Below are 19,359 nucleotides of genomic sequence, written 5' to 3' on the forward strand. Positions count from 1 at the left end.
TTTATATATATTTGGTGTAACGTTTTGGATCAAACGCCTCACGAATCGCCTCACCGATAAAAGTCACCATCACCAATACGCCCACAATGGCAGAGACCACAGACAATGCAATCCACGGTGCATCTAAATTCGACTTACCTTGTTGCAATAACTCCCCCCAACTTGGAGTCGGTGGCATTAATCCTAATCCTAAGTAGTCTAATGCCGTAAGAGCTGTAATATTTCCGACAATAGTAAACGGCGCAAGAGTCACAATCATCACCATAGTATTGGGTAAAATATGGTGAAATAAAATACGCCAATTAGACGCTCCCAATGCTTGAGCCGCCATGACATATTCACGTGCTTTTTCTTTGTAAGTCATGGTGCGCATGTACCACGTCATCCCCATCCAACCAAATAGCACATTAATAAAGGTAAACAACATAAAGCTGGGCTGCATGATCGAAACCAAGATCATAATGACGTACAAAAACGGCACCATCGACCAGATTTCAATAAAGCGCTGAAAGAATAAATCAAATTTCCCGCCCCAAAATCCCATTGCGCAACCCACACTGACTCCAATCGCATACGAAATAATCATGGTCAAAAAAGCAAAGCCCATCGCAATTCTAAAGCCATACAAAAGACGCGCTAGGATATCGCGACCAATGGTATCGGTTCCTAAATAATGCTTCGCTTCGACATTGGGAGCCGCCGGTGGGAAGTCACCATCAAAGTCTTGTTCATACGGATTCCAAGGTACGATTGGCATGATGACTTTATTATCATGCTCAGCGGTTTTATCTTCTTGTTCAAAGCGCTGTTGTAATAGGCGATAATTGGTTTCTGATTGATAGTCTTGACCAAAAGTGGTGCCAGAGAGTACATCGCCATAAGTAGGAAAATACCATTCACCATCATACTTTACTGCTAACGCTCGGCTGTTGACTAACAGTTCGGCACCAACGGCAATAATCACTAATAAAGCCAAAATAATCAGCGACCAATAACCCCGCTTAATCGCTTTAAAGCGTTGAATTTTTTTATTCGTGATTGGATCGAATTTCATCATACTCATATTCAACCTTACGCTCCAAACCGAATGCGAGGATCCACCAACGCGACGCAAATATCCGATAAAATATTCCCAATCAATAGCATCAAGGCATTAATAGCAAACAACCCCATGACGACCGGGTAATCTCGTTCCATAATCGACTCATAGCCAAGTAGGCCAATACCATTAATATTAAAAATTACTTCAATAAGAAAAGAGCCAGTCATAAAAAACATTAATGAATTACCAAACGAACTGGCAACAGGGATCAAGCTATTACGCAAAGCATGGCGGCGAACTGCTTTTTTAAAAGGTAAACCTTTGGCAATTGCAGTACGAACATAATCAGCAGCAAGATTTTCCATTAAATTGTTTTTCATGGTCATAGTGAGCAAAGCAAAGTCGCCAATCAAATAACAAAATAATGGTAAAACGGCATGCCACATAACATCTTTAATCTGCATCCACGACGAGAAATCATCAAAATCATCACTGACAAATCCGCCCATCGGAAACCATTCTAATTGGAAGCCAAATAAACTGATCAATAATACCCCGATGACATAACCGGGTAACGCATAGCCGACAAAGATAAAAATCGAACTCGAGGCATCAAGTACGCTGCCATGTCGCATTGCTTTAAAATAACCCAGAGGAATTGAGACAAGGTAACTAATTAGAAAGGTCATACCGCCATAAAATAGCGACACTGGTAAACGCTCGGCAATCATATCGGTCACAGGTTCGTAGTAGCGAGTCGATTCACCCAAATCCAGTTGTACTAGCTTGGTTAACCACGCCCAATACGCCTGTGGAATCGGTTTATCTAAACCATAAAATTCATTGAGTTCTGCGATTTGGTCATCAGAAAGTGCATTACTGGATCCTGTCGTGACTTGCGAAGTTAACGCTTTATCACCTTGCTGCATTTGTAAGCTCAGCAGCATACGTTCGACTGGTCCACCCGGCACAAAGCGAGTTAGCGTAAAGATCAACAATGTAATACCAATAAAGGTAGGAACGACCAGTAACAGTCGTCTTAAAATATACGCTAGCATCCAGTCCAGCCTGTCACCATGACTCAACACTCCCTATTGAGATAAACAATCATATCTTGCTGTTTAGATTATAGTTATTGATTGTAACGGGGAAGCGATAAATTCACTAGAAATGATAATGAAGGTTGTGAACGATTATCAGTTTCTACGCTGAATTAGTCTTTTTATTTATGTTAAAACCTCTCAGAGTAGGTAGATAGTTACCTAAATTGAGAGATTTTTATCATATGTGAGTCATGAGTGCTTATAAATTTTGCATGCGCTTTTTTAGCCTTGCTAAATCAATCGCACTTGATCGCACTGTGAGCTTAATATGACTATATTCATATTCTTCTTTCGTCACACTCATGCTCGACCGAATTTCACCTATAATACCGTTTGCGGTATAAGGAACAATAATGTCCTCTTCAATCATCTCGTGTTCGGCCGTATCAACAATATATTGATGTAATTTTGCCACATCAAACGGATCACGAGTTGAAGTCATCATGGCATCAGGAAATTCTTCCATTAATACTTGTTGTTGATCCAAGCTCAATTGATCGGACTTATTCAATACCAATAATTTATTGATATCGTCCACGCCCACTTCCGCCAATACCTCGTGCACCACATCAAGCTGAAGTCGGAAAGTCGTATCCGAGGCATCAACCACATAGAGCAACAATGACGCATCGTGCGCTTCGGCTAAAGTCGAGTGAAATGATGCAACAAGATCATGCGGCAATTTTTTAATAAAGCCAACCGTATCAGACACTAATATACGTGGTTGCGTCTCTGGAGACAAAGCTCTCACGGTGGTATCCAAGGTAGCAAAAAGCTTGTTTTCGACCAACACTTCACTTCCGGTGAGTGCCCGCATCATCGATGATTTACCAGCATTGGTATAGCCTACTAACGCAACACAAAACAGATCTGAACGCTGGCGACGACGCCCTTTCAATTCTGCTTGAACGCTAACTAACTCACGCCTAAGTTCGGCTAATTGATCGCGGACTTTACGACGATCGAGCTCGAGTGTTGTTTCGCCTGCGCCTTTACCCATTTGGCGCTCTTTATTACCAATGGTAGATTCTCGTAAGCGTGGTGCAACATAATTAAGGCGTGCAATTTCAACTTGTAGGCGAGCGGTTCGAGTTCGAGCATGGCGGCTAAATATTTCAATAATGATGCCAGTACGGTCAAATACTTCTACGCCTAATTGATTCTCGACATTACGCAGTTGTGATGGACTTAAATCACAATCAAATACCACCACATCGGCACAAGAAAATGGCAGATCTTCTGAGGTAATATCGTCAAATGAGGATTCATCCAATAATACTTCGTCAAAGTCATCCCCCTCTTCCGTCTCGCCTTTATTTCCAGTGAGATGTGCGATTTCAGCCAATTTACCCGCACCCAATACATTTTGTCTTTGGTTTGAGCGTTGCATTTGCGACTGAGTGCCAACCACTTTAAATCCTAGGGTTGTCACTAATCGAGCAAGTTCCGCCAGCGATTCAGCAGCTTCATCGCCTTTAAATTGCGGTGTACAGATAGAAATAAGTAAAGCGTGATTATGTAATGGTTTTGTCGTTAATTTCATATATTAGAGCACCTGAATGCGAACCAAATTTTGATCTAAAGTAATTTGATCCTACGCTTTTATAGGTAAGCTTTATAGAGGAGAGGAGACTAATCAAGATATTATTTACATTGAGGCTAAATTGCCAAGTTTTAAAAGATGAGTTAGATGTACAAAATAAGACTGCCCTCAAATAAAACAGAATAATTTTCGTCCCCACCCCTTTGTACTACCTAACTAGTTTACTGATTTGAAAATTACAGCTATGATGTGCCTTCTTTAGTATCGAAGTCGGTTGTTTTCTCTTTGAATTCAATTTTATTACAAGCGTCCTTCCAAGCTAAATGCTGTTGAGTAGTATATTCCACTACTTTATATTTTTCTGAAAGAGACTGATTATGACGAAGAAACCTTCATTGATTGGCGGCGCTTGTATTATTGCTAGTGTGTGTGTGGGCGCAGGTATGCTTGGATTACCAAGTGCTGGTGCGGGTAGTTGGACCATATGGTCTATTCTTGCCATCACATTAACCATGGCGGTCATGACAGTTTCTGGTTGGTTATTATTAGAAGCGTTTAAACATTACGATTTATCAGTTTCGTTTAACACCGTCACACTCGACATGCTCGGTAGTAAAGTTAACTTATTTAATAACTTAACCGTGTACTTTGTCGGTGGGATCTTACTTTATGCTTACACCACTTCATTCGGCCTGATTCTACAAGGCTCACTTGGCCTCGATAGCAAACTAGCGTCGATCTTATTTGTCTTTATTGCTTCAAGCATTGTATGGCATTCAACACGCGCCGTTGATCGTATCTCGATTATGCTCATTGCGACCATGATTCTGACCTTTGTATTCGGAGTCTTTGGCTTAACTGTGCATATTGATACTGCTAGCTTATTCGATACCATTAATCAGCAAGGGCAATATGCTAAATACTCGATGGCCTTGCTACCAATCGCGCTGACCTCATTTGGCTACCATCACTCAGTGGCGTCAATGCGTGCTTACTATAAGGAAGAGCGTAAAGCGAAATACGCTATTTTAGGTGGTACATTAATCGCCTTAACTTTATATATTATTTGGGTATTAAGTATTTTTGGTAATCTACCGCGTGGCTCATTCGGCCCTATCATTGCGCAAGATGGTAACGTGGATGTACTGCTCAAAGCATTGGGTGATGTAGTCGAATCGCAAAAGATAGCCCAAGCCATTAATGCCTTTTCAATGGCGGCCATTGTGTCTTCATTTATTGGTGTTGGTTTAGGGGTATTTGATTATCTAGCGGATTTATTTAAGTTTGATCAAAGTAAAACAGGTCGCACCAAAACCTGGGCCGTTACTTTTATGCCACCACTGATATTATCACTTCTTTTTCCATTCGGATTTATTCTAGCTATTGGTTATGCAGGAGCAGCAGCAACCGTGTGGACGTGTATTATTCCTGCATTGCTAGTGTTGAAATCTCGTCAGAAAAACACTCATTTACCTAACAAGAGTGGGCGAAATTTTGTCGTCGGTGGTGGTAAGTTCGTACCTTACTTTATTTTGCTCTTTGGTGTTGCTACCGCCTTATTTCATATTTTAACAATGTTAGGTATGTTGCCCGTTTTTAAAGGTTAGACTAACACTATTAACAAAATAGCCCTTCATCAGTAGCAAAATGATGAAGGGCTATTTTTTCTAACTATTATTAAACTAAGTGCTAGCCAAGTGCGCACTTGCGAAGAATGGTTACTTATTCTCTGCTAAATACTTAGGTACATCTTTAATACTATCAAGTACCACTGTAGCCAATTTTTCAGCCGCTTCCGTCACAGCTTTGCCACTGCGAACTAAGATACGAGTATTCACGCCAGCACTGATCGCGGCTTGCATATCCGCTTCTTTATCACCTACCATGACTGAATTTGACATATCAATATCTAATTCGTCTTGAGCTGATAAAAACATTCCTGGTTGCGGTTTACGGCAATCGCATTCTTGAGTGTATTTTTCAACGCTACCTTCTGAGTGATGTGGGCAGTAATACAAACCATCAAACTCAACACCTTGGTCAACAAAATTCCAATCCATCCACTCCGTTAATCTTAGGAATTCCTTTTCGGTATAATAGCCGCGAGCAATACCGGATTGATTCGTGACAAGCACCAATTGATAACCCAATTCCTTGATGGCTTTCGTGGCATCAAAAACGCCATCGATATATTGAAAATCATCAACTTTGCTGACATAGCCATGGTCAACGTTAATGACACCATCGCGATCGATAAAAACGGCAGGTTTAGACAAAATAGCACTCTCTCTATGATTTATTGTGCGTATACCTAAGTCGAGTCTCGATTTGGGTAAAGCATATTAGGCCTAATTATCGCACGCTTTATTTATGACTTCATTAGCTTATTCTTTTTTTGACTAACTTAAAGAAAGAAGCGCGGAATAAACATGAACTATTATAGGTAATCAATTACTTACAATAATTGATTGCATGTTTTATCAGCAGCCAATTTAAAACCTAACGTTTAGACGTCTAGACGTAGAAATACCCATTGACTTGTAGCACACAAAACCATAGCATCGTCTACAGATTGCAAACACGCTGTACTTTTCAACTGTATTCCGTGCATTATACGAAATGAAACTATTGTACGGATACAATTTAGGTCATTAAATGATTGAAATAAAAAACGTTAACAAAATCTTTTATCAGGGAAGCAAAGAGATCGTTGCCCTGAAAGACATCAACCTCACCGTTCCTCAAGGGGAAATATGCGGCGTGATAGGTTCATCTGGCGCAGGCAAAAGCACACTGATTCGCTGCGTTAACATGCTTGAAGCGCCAACATCTGGCAATGTGATTGTCGATGGTGTCGATCTTACTCAGCTTTCAAATACTCAATTAAGCCATGCTCGTCGTAATATCGGCATGATCTTCCAACACTTCAATTTACTCTCTTCTCGCACGGTATTCGATAATATAGCGCTGCCACTTGAGTTATCTAAAATTCCAGCAGCGCAAATTGAAACCAAAGTATCTGAGTTATTGGTATTAGTTGGGCTTGCAGATAAACGTGATACTTATCCAGCCAATTTAAGTGGTGGGCAAAAACAACGAGTCGCGATTGCTCGAGCATTAGCATCCGATCCAAAAGTATTATTATGTGATGAAGCGACCAGTGCACTTGATCCTGCGACCACAAAATCAATCTTAGAGCTGCTCAAAACCATTAATCAAAAGTTAAACCTTACTATTTTGATCATTACCCACGAAATGGATGTAGTGAAAAACATTTGTGACAAGGTGGCTATTATTGGTGGTGGCTTATTGGTTGAGCAGGGCTTAGTCAGTGATATTTTTGCTCACCCTAAAACTGAATTAGCGCAAGATTTCATTCGTTCAACGCTTGACCTCTCTATTCCTGATGATTACAAAGCTCGTCTACACACTGCACAAATAGAAGGTTCAGTCCCTCTTATTCGTCTTGAATTCACAGGCGCATCGATTGATATTCCTGCCGTAAGCCAATTATCTCGTCAATTCAATGTTGATGTCAGTATTCTAAATGCGGATATTTCTTACACTGGTGGCGTTCGTTTTGGCTTAATGGTGGCGGAATTCTTCGGCGACAAGACTCAAGTAGAACAGTCAGTCACTTTCTTAAAAGAACACAATATTAAAGTCGAGGTACTTGGCTATGTTTTATGATCACATCATGGATTGGTATTACGACCACCGTACTTTTCGTCTTATTTGGGGCGCAACGTGGGAAACACTTTACATGGTTGGAGTCGCTGGCCTAATTGGTTTTATGGTTGGCATACCAATGGGCGTGATTTTACATATAACCAAAAAAGGCGGCTTAACCGAGAACAAGCTTATTAATTTAGTGCTTGGCGCGATTGTGAATATCGGCCGCTCAGTTCCATTTTTAGTCTTAATGGTTGCTATCATTCCGTTTACCACATTATTAATTGGTAAGTTCATTGGCACTACAGCGGCAATTGTTCCGTTAACCGTTGGTGCAATTCCTTTTATTGCACGCTTAGTTGAAAGTGCATTAGTGGAAGTACCAACTGGATTAATTGAAGCAGCGCAATCAATGGGCGCACGACCAATGCAAATAATAGCTAAAGTATTACTGCCTGAGGCCCTGCCTTCTATTGTTAATACTATCACCATCACTCTTGTTACCTTAGTGAGTTATTCTGCGATGGCGGGTACCGTTGGTGGCGGTGGTTTAGGTGATGTTGCCATGCGTTATGGTTACCAACGTTATCAGCCTGACATTATGTTTATAACAGTGGTGTTATTGGTCATTGTGGTGCAAATTATTCAAATGGTTGGCGATCGAATAGCGACTCGTGTTGACCATAGATAATAGAAATAGAAATAGAAATAGAAATAGATTTAATATAAACAACCAATTAAAAATAAAATACATGGAGTTAAATATGAAATTAAAAGGTTTATTCAGCGCTGCTGTTATTACAACATCACTACTTGTTGCTGGTGCGGTAAATGCAGCGAGTAATACTATCAATGTTGGCGTAATTGCTGGAGCAGAAGCACAAGTTGCAGAAGTTGCAGCGAAAATTGCTAAAGAAAAATACAATTTAGATGTAAAACTAACGATTTTTTCTGATTATGTTATTCCTAATGCTGCATTAGATGATGGTTCTATTGATGCAAACGCATTCCAACATGCTCCATATCTTGATCAGCAAATCAAAGATCGTGGCTACAAAATCAAACCAGTTGGTAACACTTTCGTTTACCCGATCGCTGGCTACTCAAAGAAAATCAAATCACTTGATGAGTTGAAAAAAGGCGACAGCATTGCTATTCCAAATGATCCAACCAACGAAGGCCGCGCACTGTTACTTCTTCAAGAGCAAGGTTTGATCAAGCTGAGCAAAGAATCTGGCCTACAAGCTACGCCTCTTGATATTATCGATAATCCTAAGAAATTGGATTTTGTTGAGTTAGAAGCACCACAACTGCCTAATTCTCTACAAGACGTTACCATTGCAATTATCAATACTACTTATGCAAGCAGCATCAACTTATCGCCAGACAAAGATGGTATTTTTGTTGAAAACAAAGAATCACCATACACCAACTTAATTGTTGCTCGTGATGATAATGCAGACAGTGAAAACGTGAAAAACTTCGTAAAAGCATACCAAACTGAAGAAGTATACGAAGCAGCGAAAAAATTATTCAAAGGTGGCGTAGTGAAAGGTTGGTAATTCCGGCTAAACGCTAACAACACATTAAGGGTAGCTTCAGCTACCCTTTTTTATTTCATGCCTTTTATATAAAAACAGACCCTGAGTCCTATATTAACCACAGCCCCTGTTTGGTAAACCCATAAAGCTACTTCTGAACCGCTTTAAACCTAGGGTTCGCTTTACAAATTACATACAACCGCCCTTTTCGCTTCACTACCTGACAATCTGGATGGCGATTTTTCGCACTTTTTAACGATTTCAATACTTTCATTTATTATCTTCCTTTAAAAATACAACTAACCAATAACTGAGCTGAGCACAAAAATATCACTTTTAACCCCACCTTGTGATATGTTATATCATAACAATAAATATACTGTAATTATCAAACGGAAGCGAATTATTTTGCATAAAAAAGTAGCATTTAAAAAGGGCTTCTATTGATACAAAAATTCAGCACCTAATATTGAGGACCTGTGGTATTTTTATATGTAAATAATCAACCTTCTATATTGATAACTTATGCCTTACAAAATAGAACCAATCGGTATGGTTCAAAGCCCTTATAAAGAAAAATTTGCAGTGCCTAGACAACCTCGATTAGCACCAAGTGCGACGGCAAGAGTAAAGCTCCTTGGTGAAGCGAATAACCCAGAATCGGTACGTAGTATTGAACAATTCAGCCATGTTTGGTTACTGTTCTTATTTGATCAAAATCTCGCAGCCGGATGGAAACCAACAGTGCGGCCACCTCGCTTGGGTGGTAATGAGAGGATTGGTGTATTTGCGTCACGCTCGACCTTCCGTCCTAATGGGATTGGTATGTCGGCGGTAGAACTAAAAGGTGTAACACAAGAAGGAAACCAGACTTGGCTAGAATTAGGCAGTGTTGATTTAGTTGATGGCACACCAATCATCGATATTAAACCGTATATTCCTTATTCCGATGCATTACCAAATGCTGTAGGTGGCTTCGCAGAAAAAGCACCTGACGTTTTCAGCGTGATCTTTTCAGAAGCAGCCCAACTGTCATTAGCAAAACATTGCCAAAATAAGCCTTCTGAACATCAACAAATCCAGGCGGTAATCGAACAAGTGCTAGGACAAGATCCTCGCCCAGCTTACAAAAAAAATAAAACTGATAACAAAGAATACGCTGTGCATTTATTCGCTTTAAACGTCAAATTCACAGTTGAAAGTGATTTATCTACTACCATCGATACAATAAATCGCAATTTCATTCGAGTAACAACCATAGAACCCTTTTGAGAATGCGCTCAGGCTGATATTATGTTGGGCTAATTTACTATATGGACTAATTTTCCATATGGATAAGACACATCATTCAATAACTTAAGCGGGTAACATAATGCGCACCAGCAAATACCTTGTTTCGACTTTAAAAGAAACCCCAAACGATGCAGAAGTCATTAGCCATCAGCTAATGCTACGTGCAGGTATGATCCGTAAATTAGCGTCAGGTTTATACACTTGGCTGCCGACAGGTCTACGTGTACTGCGTAAAGTTGAAAACATCATTCGTCAAGAAATCGATAATGCAGGTGCAATTGAAACATTAATGCCCGTTGTTCAACCGTTTGAGCTATGGGAAGAAACTGGCCGTTCTGAAAAAATGGGCCCTGAATTACTTCGCTTTACTGACCGACACTCTCGTCCATTTGTTCTTAGCCCAACAGCAGAAGAAGTGATCACGAGTCTCGTACGTGGTGAAGTCAGCTCTTACAAACAACTACCATTGAACCTGTACCAAATCCAAACCAAATTCCGTGATGAACGTCGCCCTCGTTTTGGCGTTATGCGTGCTCGTGAATTTAGTATGATGGATGCTTACAGCTTTGATATCGATAAAGATGGGCTTCAAAAGTCTTATGACGCTATGCACGATGCATACTGTAAAGCATTTGATCGTATGGGCCTGGACTACCGTCCTGTACTAGCCGATAGCGGCGCTATCGGTGGTAATGGTTCTCAAGAATTTCATGTATTAGCCGAAAGTGGCGAAGATCTAATTGCATTCTCAACTGAATCTGATTATGCCGCTAACCTCGAAAAAGCAGAAGCCTTAGCACCATCAGCTGAATACGCAGATCCAACTCAAGAAATGACATTAGTTGATACTCCTAATGCAAAAACCATTGCAGAATTGGTTGAACAGCACAGCTTACCGATCGAAAAAACTGTCAAAACATTATTTGTAAAGGCTTCTGATGATATCGATGCATCAATCATTGCTTTGATTATTCGTGGTGATCACGAGCTAAACGAAATTAAAGCGGAAAACTTACCGCAAGTAGCCGCTCCTCTGGAGATGGCAAATGAAGAAGAAATTCGTCAGCTAATCGGTGCAGGCCCTGGCTCATTAGGTCCGGTTGGTCTTAAACTGCCATTCATCGTTGATCGCAGCGTCGCAGTCATGAGTGATTTTGGCGCAGGTGCTAATATCGACGGTAAGCACTACTTCGGTATTAACTGGAGCCGCGATGTTAAGTTAGGTCAAGTTGAAGATTTACGTAACGTAGTCGAAGGTGACCCAAGTCCATGTGGTAAAGGTACATTGATGTTAAAACGCGGCATCGAAGTTGGTCATATCTTCCAACTCGGTAAAAACTACTCAGAAAAAATGAACTGTGGTGTGCTTGGCCCTGACGGCAAAAACGTCATTCTTGAAATGGGTTGTTACGGTATCGGTGTAACACGTGTTGTCGCAGCCGCTATTGAACAAAACCACGATGACTCAGGCATTATTTGGCCAGACGCGCTTGCACCATTCCAAGTAGCCATTGTTCCTATGAATATGCAAAAATCGCCACGCGTACAAGAAGCAGCAGAGAAGCTTTATGCCGAACTTACAACAATGGGTATTGAAGTACTGTTTGATGACCGTAAAGAGCGCCCAGGTGTGATGTTTAAAGATATCGAGCTAATTGGCATTCCGCACACGGTTGTGATCGGAGATCGTAGTATCGATGAAGGAAATTTTGAATATAAACATCGTCGAGATGGCGTTAAAGAATCAATTGCAATCGATAATATTATTGAGCACTTGAAAGCCAAGCTACAATAAACCTCGCTTTATCTGATATGAAAAAGGCAGCCTTTACGCTGCCTTTTTTACTATCTTTTTTCTATTTTCTATAGTGTTCTTATTTGAAATCTACAGATAAAATTAATCAGCCGACACTTCAGTTTCTTCACCAAAAAATAGTTTAGTAATCAATTTATTGTCTATAGTTTCACCTTTTAAGGTTCTCACTAACAACTCACTTCCCAATAATTGTAGCGAAAAAACCACATCAGGCTTTACTCGTTTAATTTGAGGAATATGCTTACTTGAGTTTACCAAAGCAATAGTCTTAGTATTCTTACCGCCAACCTCTTTTGCCGCTAATACGATAAAAGCATTATCAGCATCGTCATTACGCAATGCCAGAATATACTGGGCTTTCTCAGCACCCGCTTCAATCAAAACATCAGAAGACGAAGGCTCACCAATAACAATATCGGCATCACTCGGATATTCATGCTCTACATTGGCAGGAATAACAACAGTGACCGATTCCCCACGTTCAGTTAAACCCTCATAGACGCTGTGCGCAGTTGGAGATACACCTAAAATTATAAAATGATTTTTTCTCATCACGTTCGATATCCTACCTTTAACAATTCTTTTTAAATTACCACCAATAACAGGACCAATAATCGCACTGATGGACGTTGCAAATACCGTAATACCCATCACAATAATCGATGCGGTAAATAATCTCGCGGTAGAGGTTATAGGATAAAGATCACCATAACCCACTGTCGACATACTCACGATGGAAAAATAAAATGCCGTGGAAAGATCAGTAATAGGTGAACTGAATTCAGCCCCTAAATATAATGTACCAAAAATAGCGTACAGCATTAATGCGCCCGTACTGGTTAAGGCAAAAAGGCTACCCGCCGCAATACTTGAACTATCAAAGCTTTTCCAGTACAGCAATAATAGAGCACTAACAATCAACGTATAACTTAGTAATAATAACCCAGAGCTTGATGATAAAAGGCTAATAGCCGCAACAATGATCAACAAAAGAAGGGAAAATGCCCAAGCTAATCGAGCTTTTAATGCCAAGCCAATAGACATGATAATCAAGCCAGCACCGAGCATTAATCTAGGTAATTCAGTTAGTCCAATTTCATCAATAAGGCTCGACCAATCATCATGCCAGTCTAATAAACTGGGCAAAATATTTAAGCTATGCTGTATCGCTGGTTTGATAAACCAATAGCCATTAGCCGCAACAAGAATGGCTAATATCCAAGATGGTTTATATAGACTGAGTAATTTTTTTCTCATCATGTTGCAAACATATCCGATAATAATAGAGCTGAGAGAATACCATTTAGATATTCACAATCAAAATAACCTTTTGTTGAGTAAAGCGACCTAAGTGGTTGGGATGAGTGAACTTAGAGGAAACTACAACTATCCAATAAGATAGCTATATTCGATGTTCCATATCGCTTTTAAGTATATTAATCTACCATCAACACTCAGAAATACCTTTAATCAGCTAGTAACTTAACTTGGATATATTTAATGAAAATCTACGACTGTTGCAACTTAGTCCGTGAACTATACGCTCAAATTGGCAGTGGCGATCAAGGCTATATTCCACAAGCTATTACTTGTGCTGTAAAAACCTTTAATGATATTGCTTCAGATGAAGACCTACCTAAAGAAACCCGTGAGCGAGCCGCCTTTGCCGCAGCCAATCTTTTAATCTCAGACTTTGAAGACTAAATCATAATAAGGATAACGCACGATGGATTTATCTAATTTTGAAAAAATGGATCCGATTATGTTGATGAGTATTGTCAACATGAAGATCCGAGATGAATTTGGTGACTTAGAAGGCTTAACTAAGTTTTTCGATATTGATAAGCAAAAATTAATAGAGAAACTCGCAACCGCAGGATTTGATTATTTACCAGAGGCTAAGCAGTTCCGGTAATTTATTTATAAAAATATGGGTTGGCTTATCTTCAATAATCAATTCTCCCTATCACTAGAAATCATAACTCACGCCAGCCCCAATAATCACATTATAATTGTCATAAAAATCAATATTAGAAAAATCTTGATTGTAACCAAGTAACGTCACTAATCCGACATTTTTCAAATTAAATGGCGCTTTATAAACATAAGTAGACATAATGCCTACACCATTATCACTGCGTGTGTCTTGAAAAATAGGGTTCACATTTTCAAAATCTTCATAATGATATTTGACACTTACGGTAAAGGTTCCTTTAACTAACCGCTTCAAAAAGGCAATTTGCCCAGTGTATTTATTTGATGACATTGCCTCACCAGATAAATCTTTACGCATATAGTTGACGGAGCTGCGTACTAACCATGTCTTACTTATCGGGTCTAAATGAGATAGTTCAATAAAGTACAAGTCACCATTACGATCTAATGCTTTTTGGGCTGTCGGAGAAAAGCTAATACCACTGAGTTCATCGTCTATTTTTTGATTCCCATAGGCCATTTCCAAACCAAATCGCGATGATAATATATCTGTATATTGGAAGCGTGCCCCTTGAATATTACGGTCAGTTTCTTTTCTATCTTCACCAACAAGGTAAGGATCTTTCCAAGTCGTCGCAGATAAAATACCTGGTAAGTAAGAAAGCTTAAAAGTACCCAGATTATCAACATATTGATGAAAACCTAACTCAATATGTGGCCGACCAAGAGCAATATCAGCTTCTTCTACACCAAATCGCACACGTGAATTGCCATTTGAAAACGTATAGTTCACATGACTCGCAGCCAAAGGAAAAAAGAAAGCCTCCTTTTTCTCTTCACCCGATCCTGATAACGAATCAATATTTTTAGGGCCAGAGTCTAGGCGAGAGTTGCTTTGCACACCTCCCACTAACATCGCTAGCGTTCCTGAAACACCAGGTTGCCACTTGCCTTTTTGTTCATCTGCATAGCTATACTCTGATAGTGCAAATAAAACCACTGCAACCCAAATAACTTTAACCATGCCAACACCGAACCATACAAAATAAGAATACTTGACTAAAAATAACAAATAAAACTAATCAATACAATAGCAAAGAACCATCTTAATTTAGAGTGATCTGCTTCCAGACTTAATTGTCGCTGTCTTATTTCATTTCCATATTTAGTGATATCCGCTCTATTTTTATTCATATTGATACAAACAAGACATACGTTATATTTTTATCAACTACTAAATAAGCATGGGTTTATAAACTCAACTGAGTCAAATACAAAACACATAGCTTTCATATTTAGGAGAAAAGGATGAAATGGACTTTAACTTATAGTGCTGTAATGGCTTCGTTGATATTAAGTCAGCAAGCTTATGCACAAGATTGTAGTAACTTACCTATTTGGCAATCAGATCAAGCTTACAATGGAGGCAGCCAAGTTCAACAAAATAACAATGCTTACCAAGCTCAATGGTGGACAAAGGGCAACTCTCCAGCGCAGTTTTCTGAATCATTTCAAGAATGGGAAAAGCTTGGAATATGCGATAATCAAGATGGCAATATTGCGCCAACAATCAGCATTATTTCACCATTGAATAATGCTCAAATTGCAGAATCCGTGACCATTACGTTAAAAGCCAACGCCAACGATGAAGATGGTAATATCAGTAAAGTAGAATTTTTTGCAGGTAATCAATCATTAGGTCAAGTGACTGCCGCACCTTATCAACTGGATTGGAGTGCGACACTAGGTTCGACCTCAATTCAAGCCATTGCGACTGATAATTTAGGAAAAAGCACATCAAGCCAAGTTTCTATTTCAGTCCAAAATGGTGATACCAATATGGCTCCAATCATCAGTCTAATTACTCCAACAGCGGAAGATGATATTCAACCTTCGGATAGTGTGACGCTAACGGCAAATGCTAACGATACCGATGGCTATGTGGCTAAAGTTGAATTTTATGTCGATAACCAACTGATCGCTTCAGACAATAGTGAACCGTTTGAGGCTCAATGGATCGCTACTTCAGGTCAACACTCGCTTAAAGCTAAAGCCTTTGATGATAAAGATGCGACCGCGACCAGTAACCAAGTCTCGCTTAACGTTGCCACTACATCTAGTGGTGGTTGTGGTGAAGTAGCGCTCTATTCTGCTGGCACTGCATATACCGTGGGTCAATTGGTTCAATTAGATAATCAAAAATATCGCTGCGATGTCGCGGGTTGGTGCTCTTCCGATGCATCATGGGCTTATGCGCCAGGTACTGGACAAAATTGGCAAGATGCTTGGACCAGCTTAGGATTATGCACTACACCACCAGTTGTTACATTAACCACCCCACAAGATGGAAGTGTCGTTTTAGCAGGAAGCGATGTTAATGTTACCGCACAAGCCTCCGATCCTGATGGCAGTATTACAAGTGTTGAATTTTTTGCTAACGGCGCTAGTTTAGGCGTTGATACTCAAGCACCGTATAGCGCTCAGTGGAGTGCAACCTTAGTCGGTTCCAACAGTATTAAAGCAGTGGCAACAGATGATGAAAACAACCAAGCTGAATCGTTAGCACAAGTGACTGTAAGTGATAAGCCTGTTGTGACACGCTTAATCTCTCCTACATCTGGTACGTCGGTAGGATTAGGTAAAAATGTTCAACTAGTAGCACAAGCCACCAGCATCACTGGTAGTATTTCTAGCATCGACTTTTTCGTTAATGGCAGCTTAATTGACACCGATACAACTTCTCCTTACGCCGTAAACTGGACACCAACCGCACTCGGTTCTTACACTATTTCTAGCTCTGCAACCGACAATCAAGGCAATAAAGCCGATTCCGATGCTGCAATGGTAAACGTGATTGAGAAAAGTTCGAAAGTACACAAGTTAGTGGGTTATTGGCACAACTTTGTTAACCCGGCCGGCTGTCCAATTCCTTTGTCTGAAATGTCAGATGCCTGGGATGTGATTGATATTGCTTTTGCTGATAACGATCCAAACAGCACTGGTACCGTTCATTTTAATTTGTTCCAATCGGATATTCACAGCAGCTGCCCCGCTATTGATCCTGTAAAATTCAAGCAAGATATGCGTGATTTACAAGCTAAAGGTAAAGTGTTTGTTCTGTCTTTAGGTGGCGCGGAAGGTACTATTACGCTCAATAGTGATACCGATGAGCAGCACTTCATTTCAAGCCTTACTAGCCTGATTAATGAATGGGGATTTGATGGCTTAGATATTGACTTAGAAAGTGGCTCAGGCTTAGTGCATGGATCGCAAATTCAAGCCCGATTAGGTGGAGCGTTGTTACAAATTGAGAAAAACATTGGCGGAGATATGTTCCTCACAATGGCACCAGAGCATCCATATGTTCAAGGTGGCATGGTGGCTTACTCTGGTATTTGGGGAGCTTACATCCCAATCATCAATCAAGTTCGCAGCACTTTGGATCTACTCCATGTTCAGTTGTACAACAACGGTGGTTTAGCGAATCCATATACATCAAGTGCCGCGCCTGAAGGTTCTGTTGATATGATGGTTGCTTCTGCCAAAATGTTAGTTGAAGGCTTTACGCTAGCTGATGGCTCTCGCTTTGAACCTCTACGTGATGATCAGGTCGCATTCGGTTTACCGTCAGGCCCACAATCGGCAAATTCAGGCCAAGCTCCAACTCAGAATATTACCGATGCGTTGGATTGTGTTACCAACACCACTCATTGTGGCTCGGTGATTCCAAGTAAAGCCTATAGTAATTTTGGTGGAGTGATGACGTGGTCGATTAATTGGGATAAATATGATGGCTTTAACTTCTCAGGCCCAATTAGCGATAAGCTCACACAGATGAATAACGCGCAGTAATCCTGACTAACCTTAACTCTGGATAACTAAGCATAAATATAGGCACAAAATGCCAGTTCGAATCATCTCGAACTGGCATTTTTATTTTAATTAGTTAAGTCTGTTAATCACTAGAGGAAAATTGATTTTACATTACAAACACATCGTAATTTTTCAATTGAGGAACTTGTTGATGCAGTTTTTCCTCTTCTCCCGCCAAGTCTTTTAAATCACCACAATAATCATTCGCTTCTTTCTGTAATTGTTTTGATTGAGATTTCAAACGCGTTTCAACTTGTGATTTCAATCCCGTTAATTGATTTTGCAGTTCGGTGAGATTAACACTTCCGTCAGCTTTCATTTTCTCAGACAACACAGCAAATGCACTTGAGAAAAACTCACCATTAAAACGTTGTGTTGCAGCAGCTGATTCTTGTTTCCAGTTAATTAGCGCATCTTTAACTGCATCTTTTTTTATAATCCATTCACCATTGTTGTAATAACGAGATTCAATATCGGAATAATAACCACCAATGGCTGTTTTTACATTATCAAAAGCTTTGGTGTTATTAAAGCTAGCACTAATATCATCAATGACTTGATTCGCCAAAGTTACACCGTCATCAGCAATTTTTTTGGCTTTCGGAATATAAAGGCTAACTTTTTCTCGATACGCTTTAACAGCATCGGCTTGAGCCTGATCTAAATCTAATTTTTTACCGTTAATGAACAAATCATTATTTTGATTAATAAGTACTTTCGCTTGGTCTTGTTGATAGATCGAAACCGCATTATTTTTTAAATGCATTTCATTGTTAATATTGATGTCACATCGTGGTGTTTGTGCCATAGCAGAAACAGATGCAAAGGTTAGCGCTAAAGAAAGTAAAGTCCGTTTCATATGATAAGATCCCATTGGAGATGAGTAAAAGTAAGTAGGAAGAAAGACTAGCAATATATCTTTAGTTTAAGTCAGTAAAACGTTAACTTATACCAATACTTTCAACCCATCCCGCCCGATAATTAATAAATAGACATAATTTCGTAACACTTTGTGTGGGTAGCAATCTTGATAACAATCTCATCATCGACTGCTCTCCTCATTAAAGTCTTTCCTAACGGAGATTCTGGTGTAATTAACTGCACTATAATATTGGAGAACTGGACACTCAGCCCACCCGCCACAGGACTTAAGAAAAACCATTTATAACTGTCTTCATCGTCATCCAGCAGTTTGACTAAAGCACCAATATTCACAGAATCTGAGTCCAAGCAATTTTTCACAGCAAGATCTTTAAAGCTATGCAGATCTCTCAAACATTGCTGTAATCGCTGTGCTTGCCCATGCGCTAAATAAGAAGCCTCTAAACTCAAAGTATCGTATTTATGCTCAGGTACATTCTCTTTATCGGTTGCAGTTTGAGTGGCAGCTAAGGCTGATGCATATACCAATTCTAACTTCTTAATGATTTCTTGGTGGAGTATCGTTTTATCTATCAATATCTTGTTTATCGATGAGGAATTCATGATTTTCTCATTGTTGCATCTATTTGTACTTCTGAAATGAAGTATCATATTACTCT

The 19,359-nt window shown here is 39.8% G+C and carries 18 protein-coding genes; 9 read left to right on the forward strand and 9 right to left on the reverse strand.

The window, feature by feature from the left end:
• Position 1 precedes the first annotated feature (1 nt).
• The 3 genes from HC725_RS03565 to hflX all read right to left on the reverse strand — a co-directional run bounded on the left by HC725_RS03565 (position 2) and on the right by hflX (position 3,688).
• On the reverse strand, positions 2–1,057 hold the full coding sequence (locus HC725_RS03565) for an ABC transporter permease (RefSeq protein WP_190330539.1): 1,056 nt from the start codon (positions 1,055–1,057) through the stop codon (positions 2–4).
• Between the two features lie 14 nt (positions 1,058–1,071).
• A complete protein-coding gene (locus HC725_RS03570; protein WP_190330409.1) occupies positions 1,072–2,100 on the reverse strand; it encodes an ABC transporter permease subunit in 1,029 nt (342 codons plus the stop codon).
• Positions 2,101–2,344: 244 nt separating this feature from the next.
• Positions 2,345–3,688 (reverse strand): GTPase HflX, encoded by a 1,344-nt coding sequence (gene hflX / locus HC725_RS03575; RefSeq protein ID WP_190330410.1) that lies wholly within the window; start codon positions 3,686–3,688, stop codon positions 2,345–2,347.
• A 377-nt stretch (positions 3,689–4,065) separates the two neighbouring features.
• Between hflX and HC725_RS03580 the strand changes: the two genes are divergently transcribed.
• Entirely contained in the window at positions 4,066–5,295 is a 1,230-nt protein-coding gene (locus HC725_RS03580; RefSeq protein WP_190330411.1) for an aromatic amino acid transporter, read from the forward strand.
• 111 nt (positions 5,296–5,406) lie between these two features.
• Here HC725_RS03580 and gmhB read toward each other — a convergent pair whose 3' ends face one another.
• The gene (gene gmhB / locus HC725_RS03585; RefSeq protein ID WP_190330412.1) at positions 5,407–5,964 is read right to left on the reverse strand and encodes a D-glycero-beta-D-manno-heptose 1,7-bisphosphate 7-phosphatase; all 558 of its coding nucleotides are present in this window, start codon (positions 5,962–5,964) and stop codon (positions 5,407–5,409) included.
• A gap of 379 nt (positions 5,965–6,343) precedes the next feature.
• On the opposite strand from gmhB, the gene metN reads away from it, so the two are divergent.
• From metN to metQ, 3 genes are all read left to right on the forward strand, one after another.
• Positions 6,344–7,378, forward strand: coding sequence for a methionine ABC transporter ATP-binding protein MetN (gene metN / locus HC725_RS03590; protein WP_190330413.1), 1,035 nt, complete (start codon positions 6,344–6,346; stop codon positions 7,376–7,378).
• Complete coding sequence (locus HC725_RS03595) at positions 7,368–8,051, forward strand: methionine ABC transporter permease (RefSeq protein WP_190330414.1); 684 nt, start codon at positions 7,368–7,370, stop codon at positions 8,049–8,051. Before metN ends, HC725_RS03595 begins: the two co-directional genes overlap by 11 nt.
• Before the next feature lie 61 nt (positions 8,052–8,112).
• The gene (gene metQ / locus HC725_RS03600; RefSeq protein WP_190330415.1) at positions 8,113–8,922 is read left to right on the forward strand and encodes a methionine ABC transporter substrate-binding lipoprotein MetQ; all 810 of its coding nucleotides are present in this window, start codon (positions 8,113–8,115) and stop codon (positions 8,920–8,922) included.
• 127 nt (positions 8,923–9,049) lie between these two features.
• On the opposite strand, the gene ykgO is transcribed toward metQ, so the two are convergent.
• The gene (gene ykgO, locus HC725_RS03605) at positions 9,050–9,175 is read right to left on the reverse strand and encodes a type B 50S ribosomal protein L36 (RefSeq protein WP_086982504.1); all 126 of its coding nucleotides are present in this window, start codon (positions 9,173–9,175) and stop codon (positions 9,050–9,052) included.
• Positions 9,176–9,426: 251 nt separating this feature from the next.
• On the opposite strand from ykgO, the gene tsaA reads away from it, so the two are divergent.
• Both tsaA and HC725_RS03615 read left to right on the forward strand, forming a co-directional pair.
• A complete protein-coding gene (gene tsaA, locus HC725_RS03610; protein ID WP_190330416.1) occupies positions 9,427–10,173 on the forward strand; it encodes a tRNA (N6-threonylcarbamoyladenosine(37)-N6)-methyltransferase TrmO in 747 nt (248 codons plus the stop codon).
• Positions 10,174–10,273: 100 nt separating this feature from the next.
• Positions 10,274–11,989, forward strand: coding sequence for a proline--tRNA ligase (locus HC725_RS03615; RefSeq protein ID WP_190330417.1), 1,716 nt, complete (start codon positions 10,274–10,276; stop codon positions 11,987–11,989).
• Positions 11,990–12,091: 102 nt separating this feature from the next.
• Here HC725_RS03615 and kch read toward each other — a convergent pair whose 3' ends face one another.
• Entirely contained in the window at positions 12,092–13,270 is a 1,179-nt protein-coding gene (gene kch, locus HC725_RS03620) for a voltage-gated potassium channel protein (RefSeq protein WP_190330418.1), read from the reverse strand.
• Between the two features lie 240 nt (positions 13,271–13,510).
• On the opposite strand from kch, the gene HC725_RS03625 reads away from it, so the two are divergent.
• The gene (locus HC725_RS03625; protein ID WP_190330419.1) at positions 13,511–13,714 is read left to right on the forward strand and encodes a YaeP family protein; all 204 of its coding nucleotides are present in this window, start codon (positions 13,511–13,513) and stop codon (positions 13,712–13,714) included.
• 22 nt (positions 13,715–13,736) lie between these two features.
• Complete coding sequence (locus HC725_RS03630; RefSeq protein WP_190330420.1) at positions 13,737–13,925, forward strand: DUF4250 domain-containing protein; 189 nt, start codon at positions 13,737–13,739, stop codon at positions 13,923–13,925.
• 54 nt (positions 13,926–13,979) lie between these two features.
• On the opposite strand, the gene HC725_RS03635 is transcribed toward HC725_RS03630, so the two are convergent.
• Positions 13,980–14,969, reverse strand: a complete 990-nt coding sequence (locus HC725_RS03635) for a DUF2860 family protein (RefSeq protein WP_190330421.1) — start codon at positions 14,967–14,969, stop codon at positions 13,980–13,982.
• 284 nt (positions 14,970–15,253) lie between these two features.
• Between HC725_RS03635 and HC725_RS03640 the strand changes: the two genes are divergently transcribed.
• Positions 15,254–17,797 (forward strand): Ig-like domain-containing protein, encoded by a 2,544-nt coding sequence (locus HC725_RS03640; protein WP_190330422.1) that lies wholly within the window; start codon positions 15,254–15,256, stop codon positions 17,795–17,797.
• Positions 17,798–17,924: 127 nt separating this feature from the next.
• Here the strand turns inward: HC725_RS03640 and HC725_RS03645 are convergent, their stop codons facing one another.
• Positions 17,925–18,677, reverse strand: a complete 753-nt coding sequence (locus HC725_RS03645; RefSeq protein ID WP_238928416.1) for a DUF2884 family protein — start codon at positions 18,675–18,677, stop codon at positions 17,925–17,927.
• A 122-nt stretch (positions 18,678–18,799) separates the two neighbouring features.
• The gene (locus tag HC725_RS03650) at positions 18,800–19,303 is read right to left on the reverse strand and encodes a GreA/GreB family elongation factor (RefSeq protein WP_194687856.1); all 504 of its coding nucleotides are present in this window, start codon (positions 19,301–19,303) and stop codon (positions 18,800–18,802) included.
• Positions 19,304–19,359: the final 56 nt, after the last annotated feature.

It is taken from the genome of Vibrio sp. S17_S38, assembly GCF_014694375.1.
GTDB lineage: Bacteria > Pseudomonadota > Gammaproteobacteria > Enterobacterales > Vibrionaceae > Vibrio.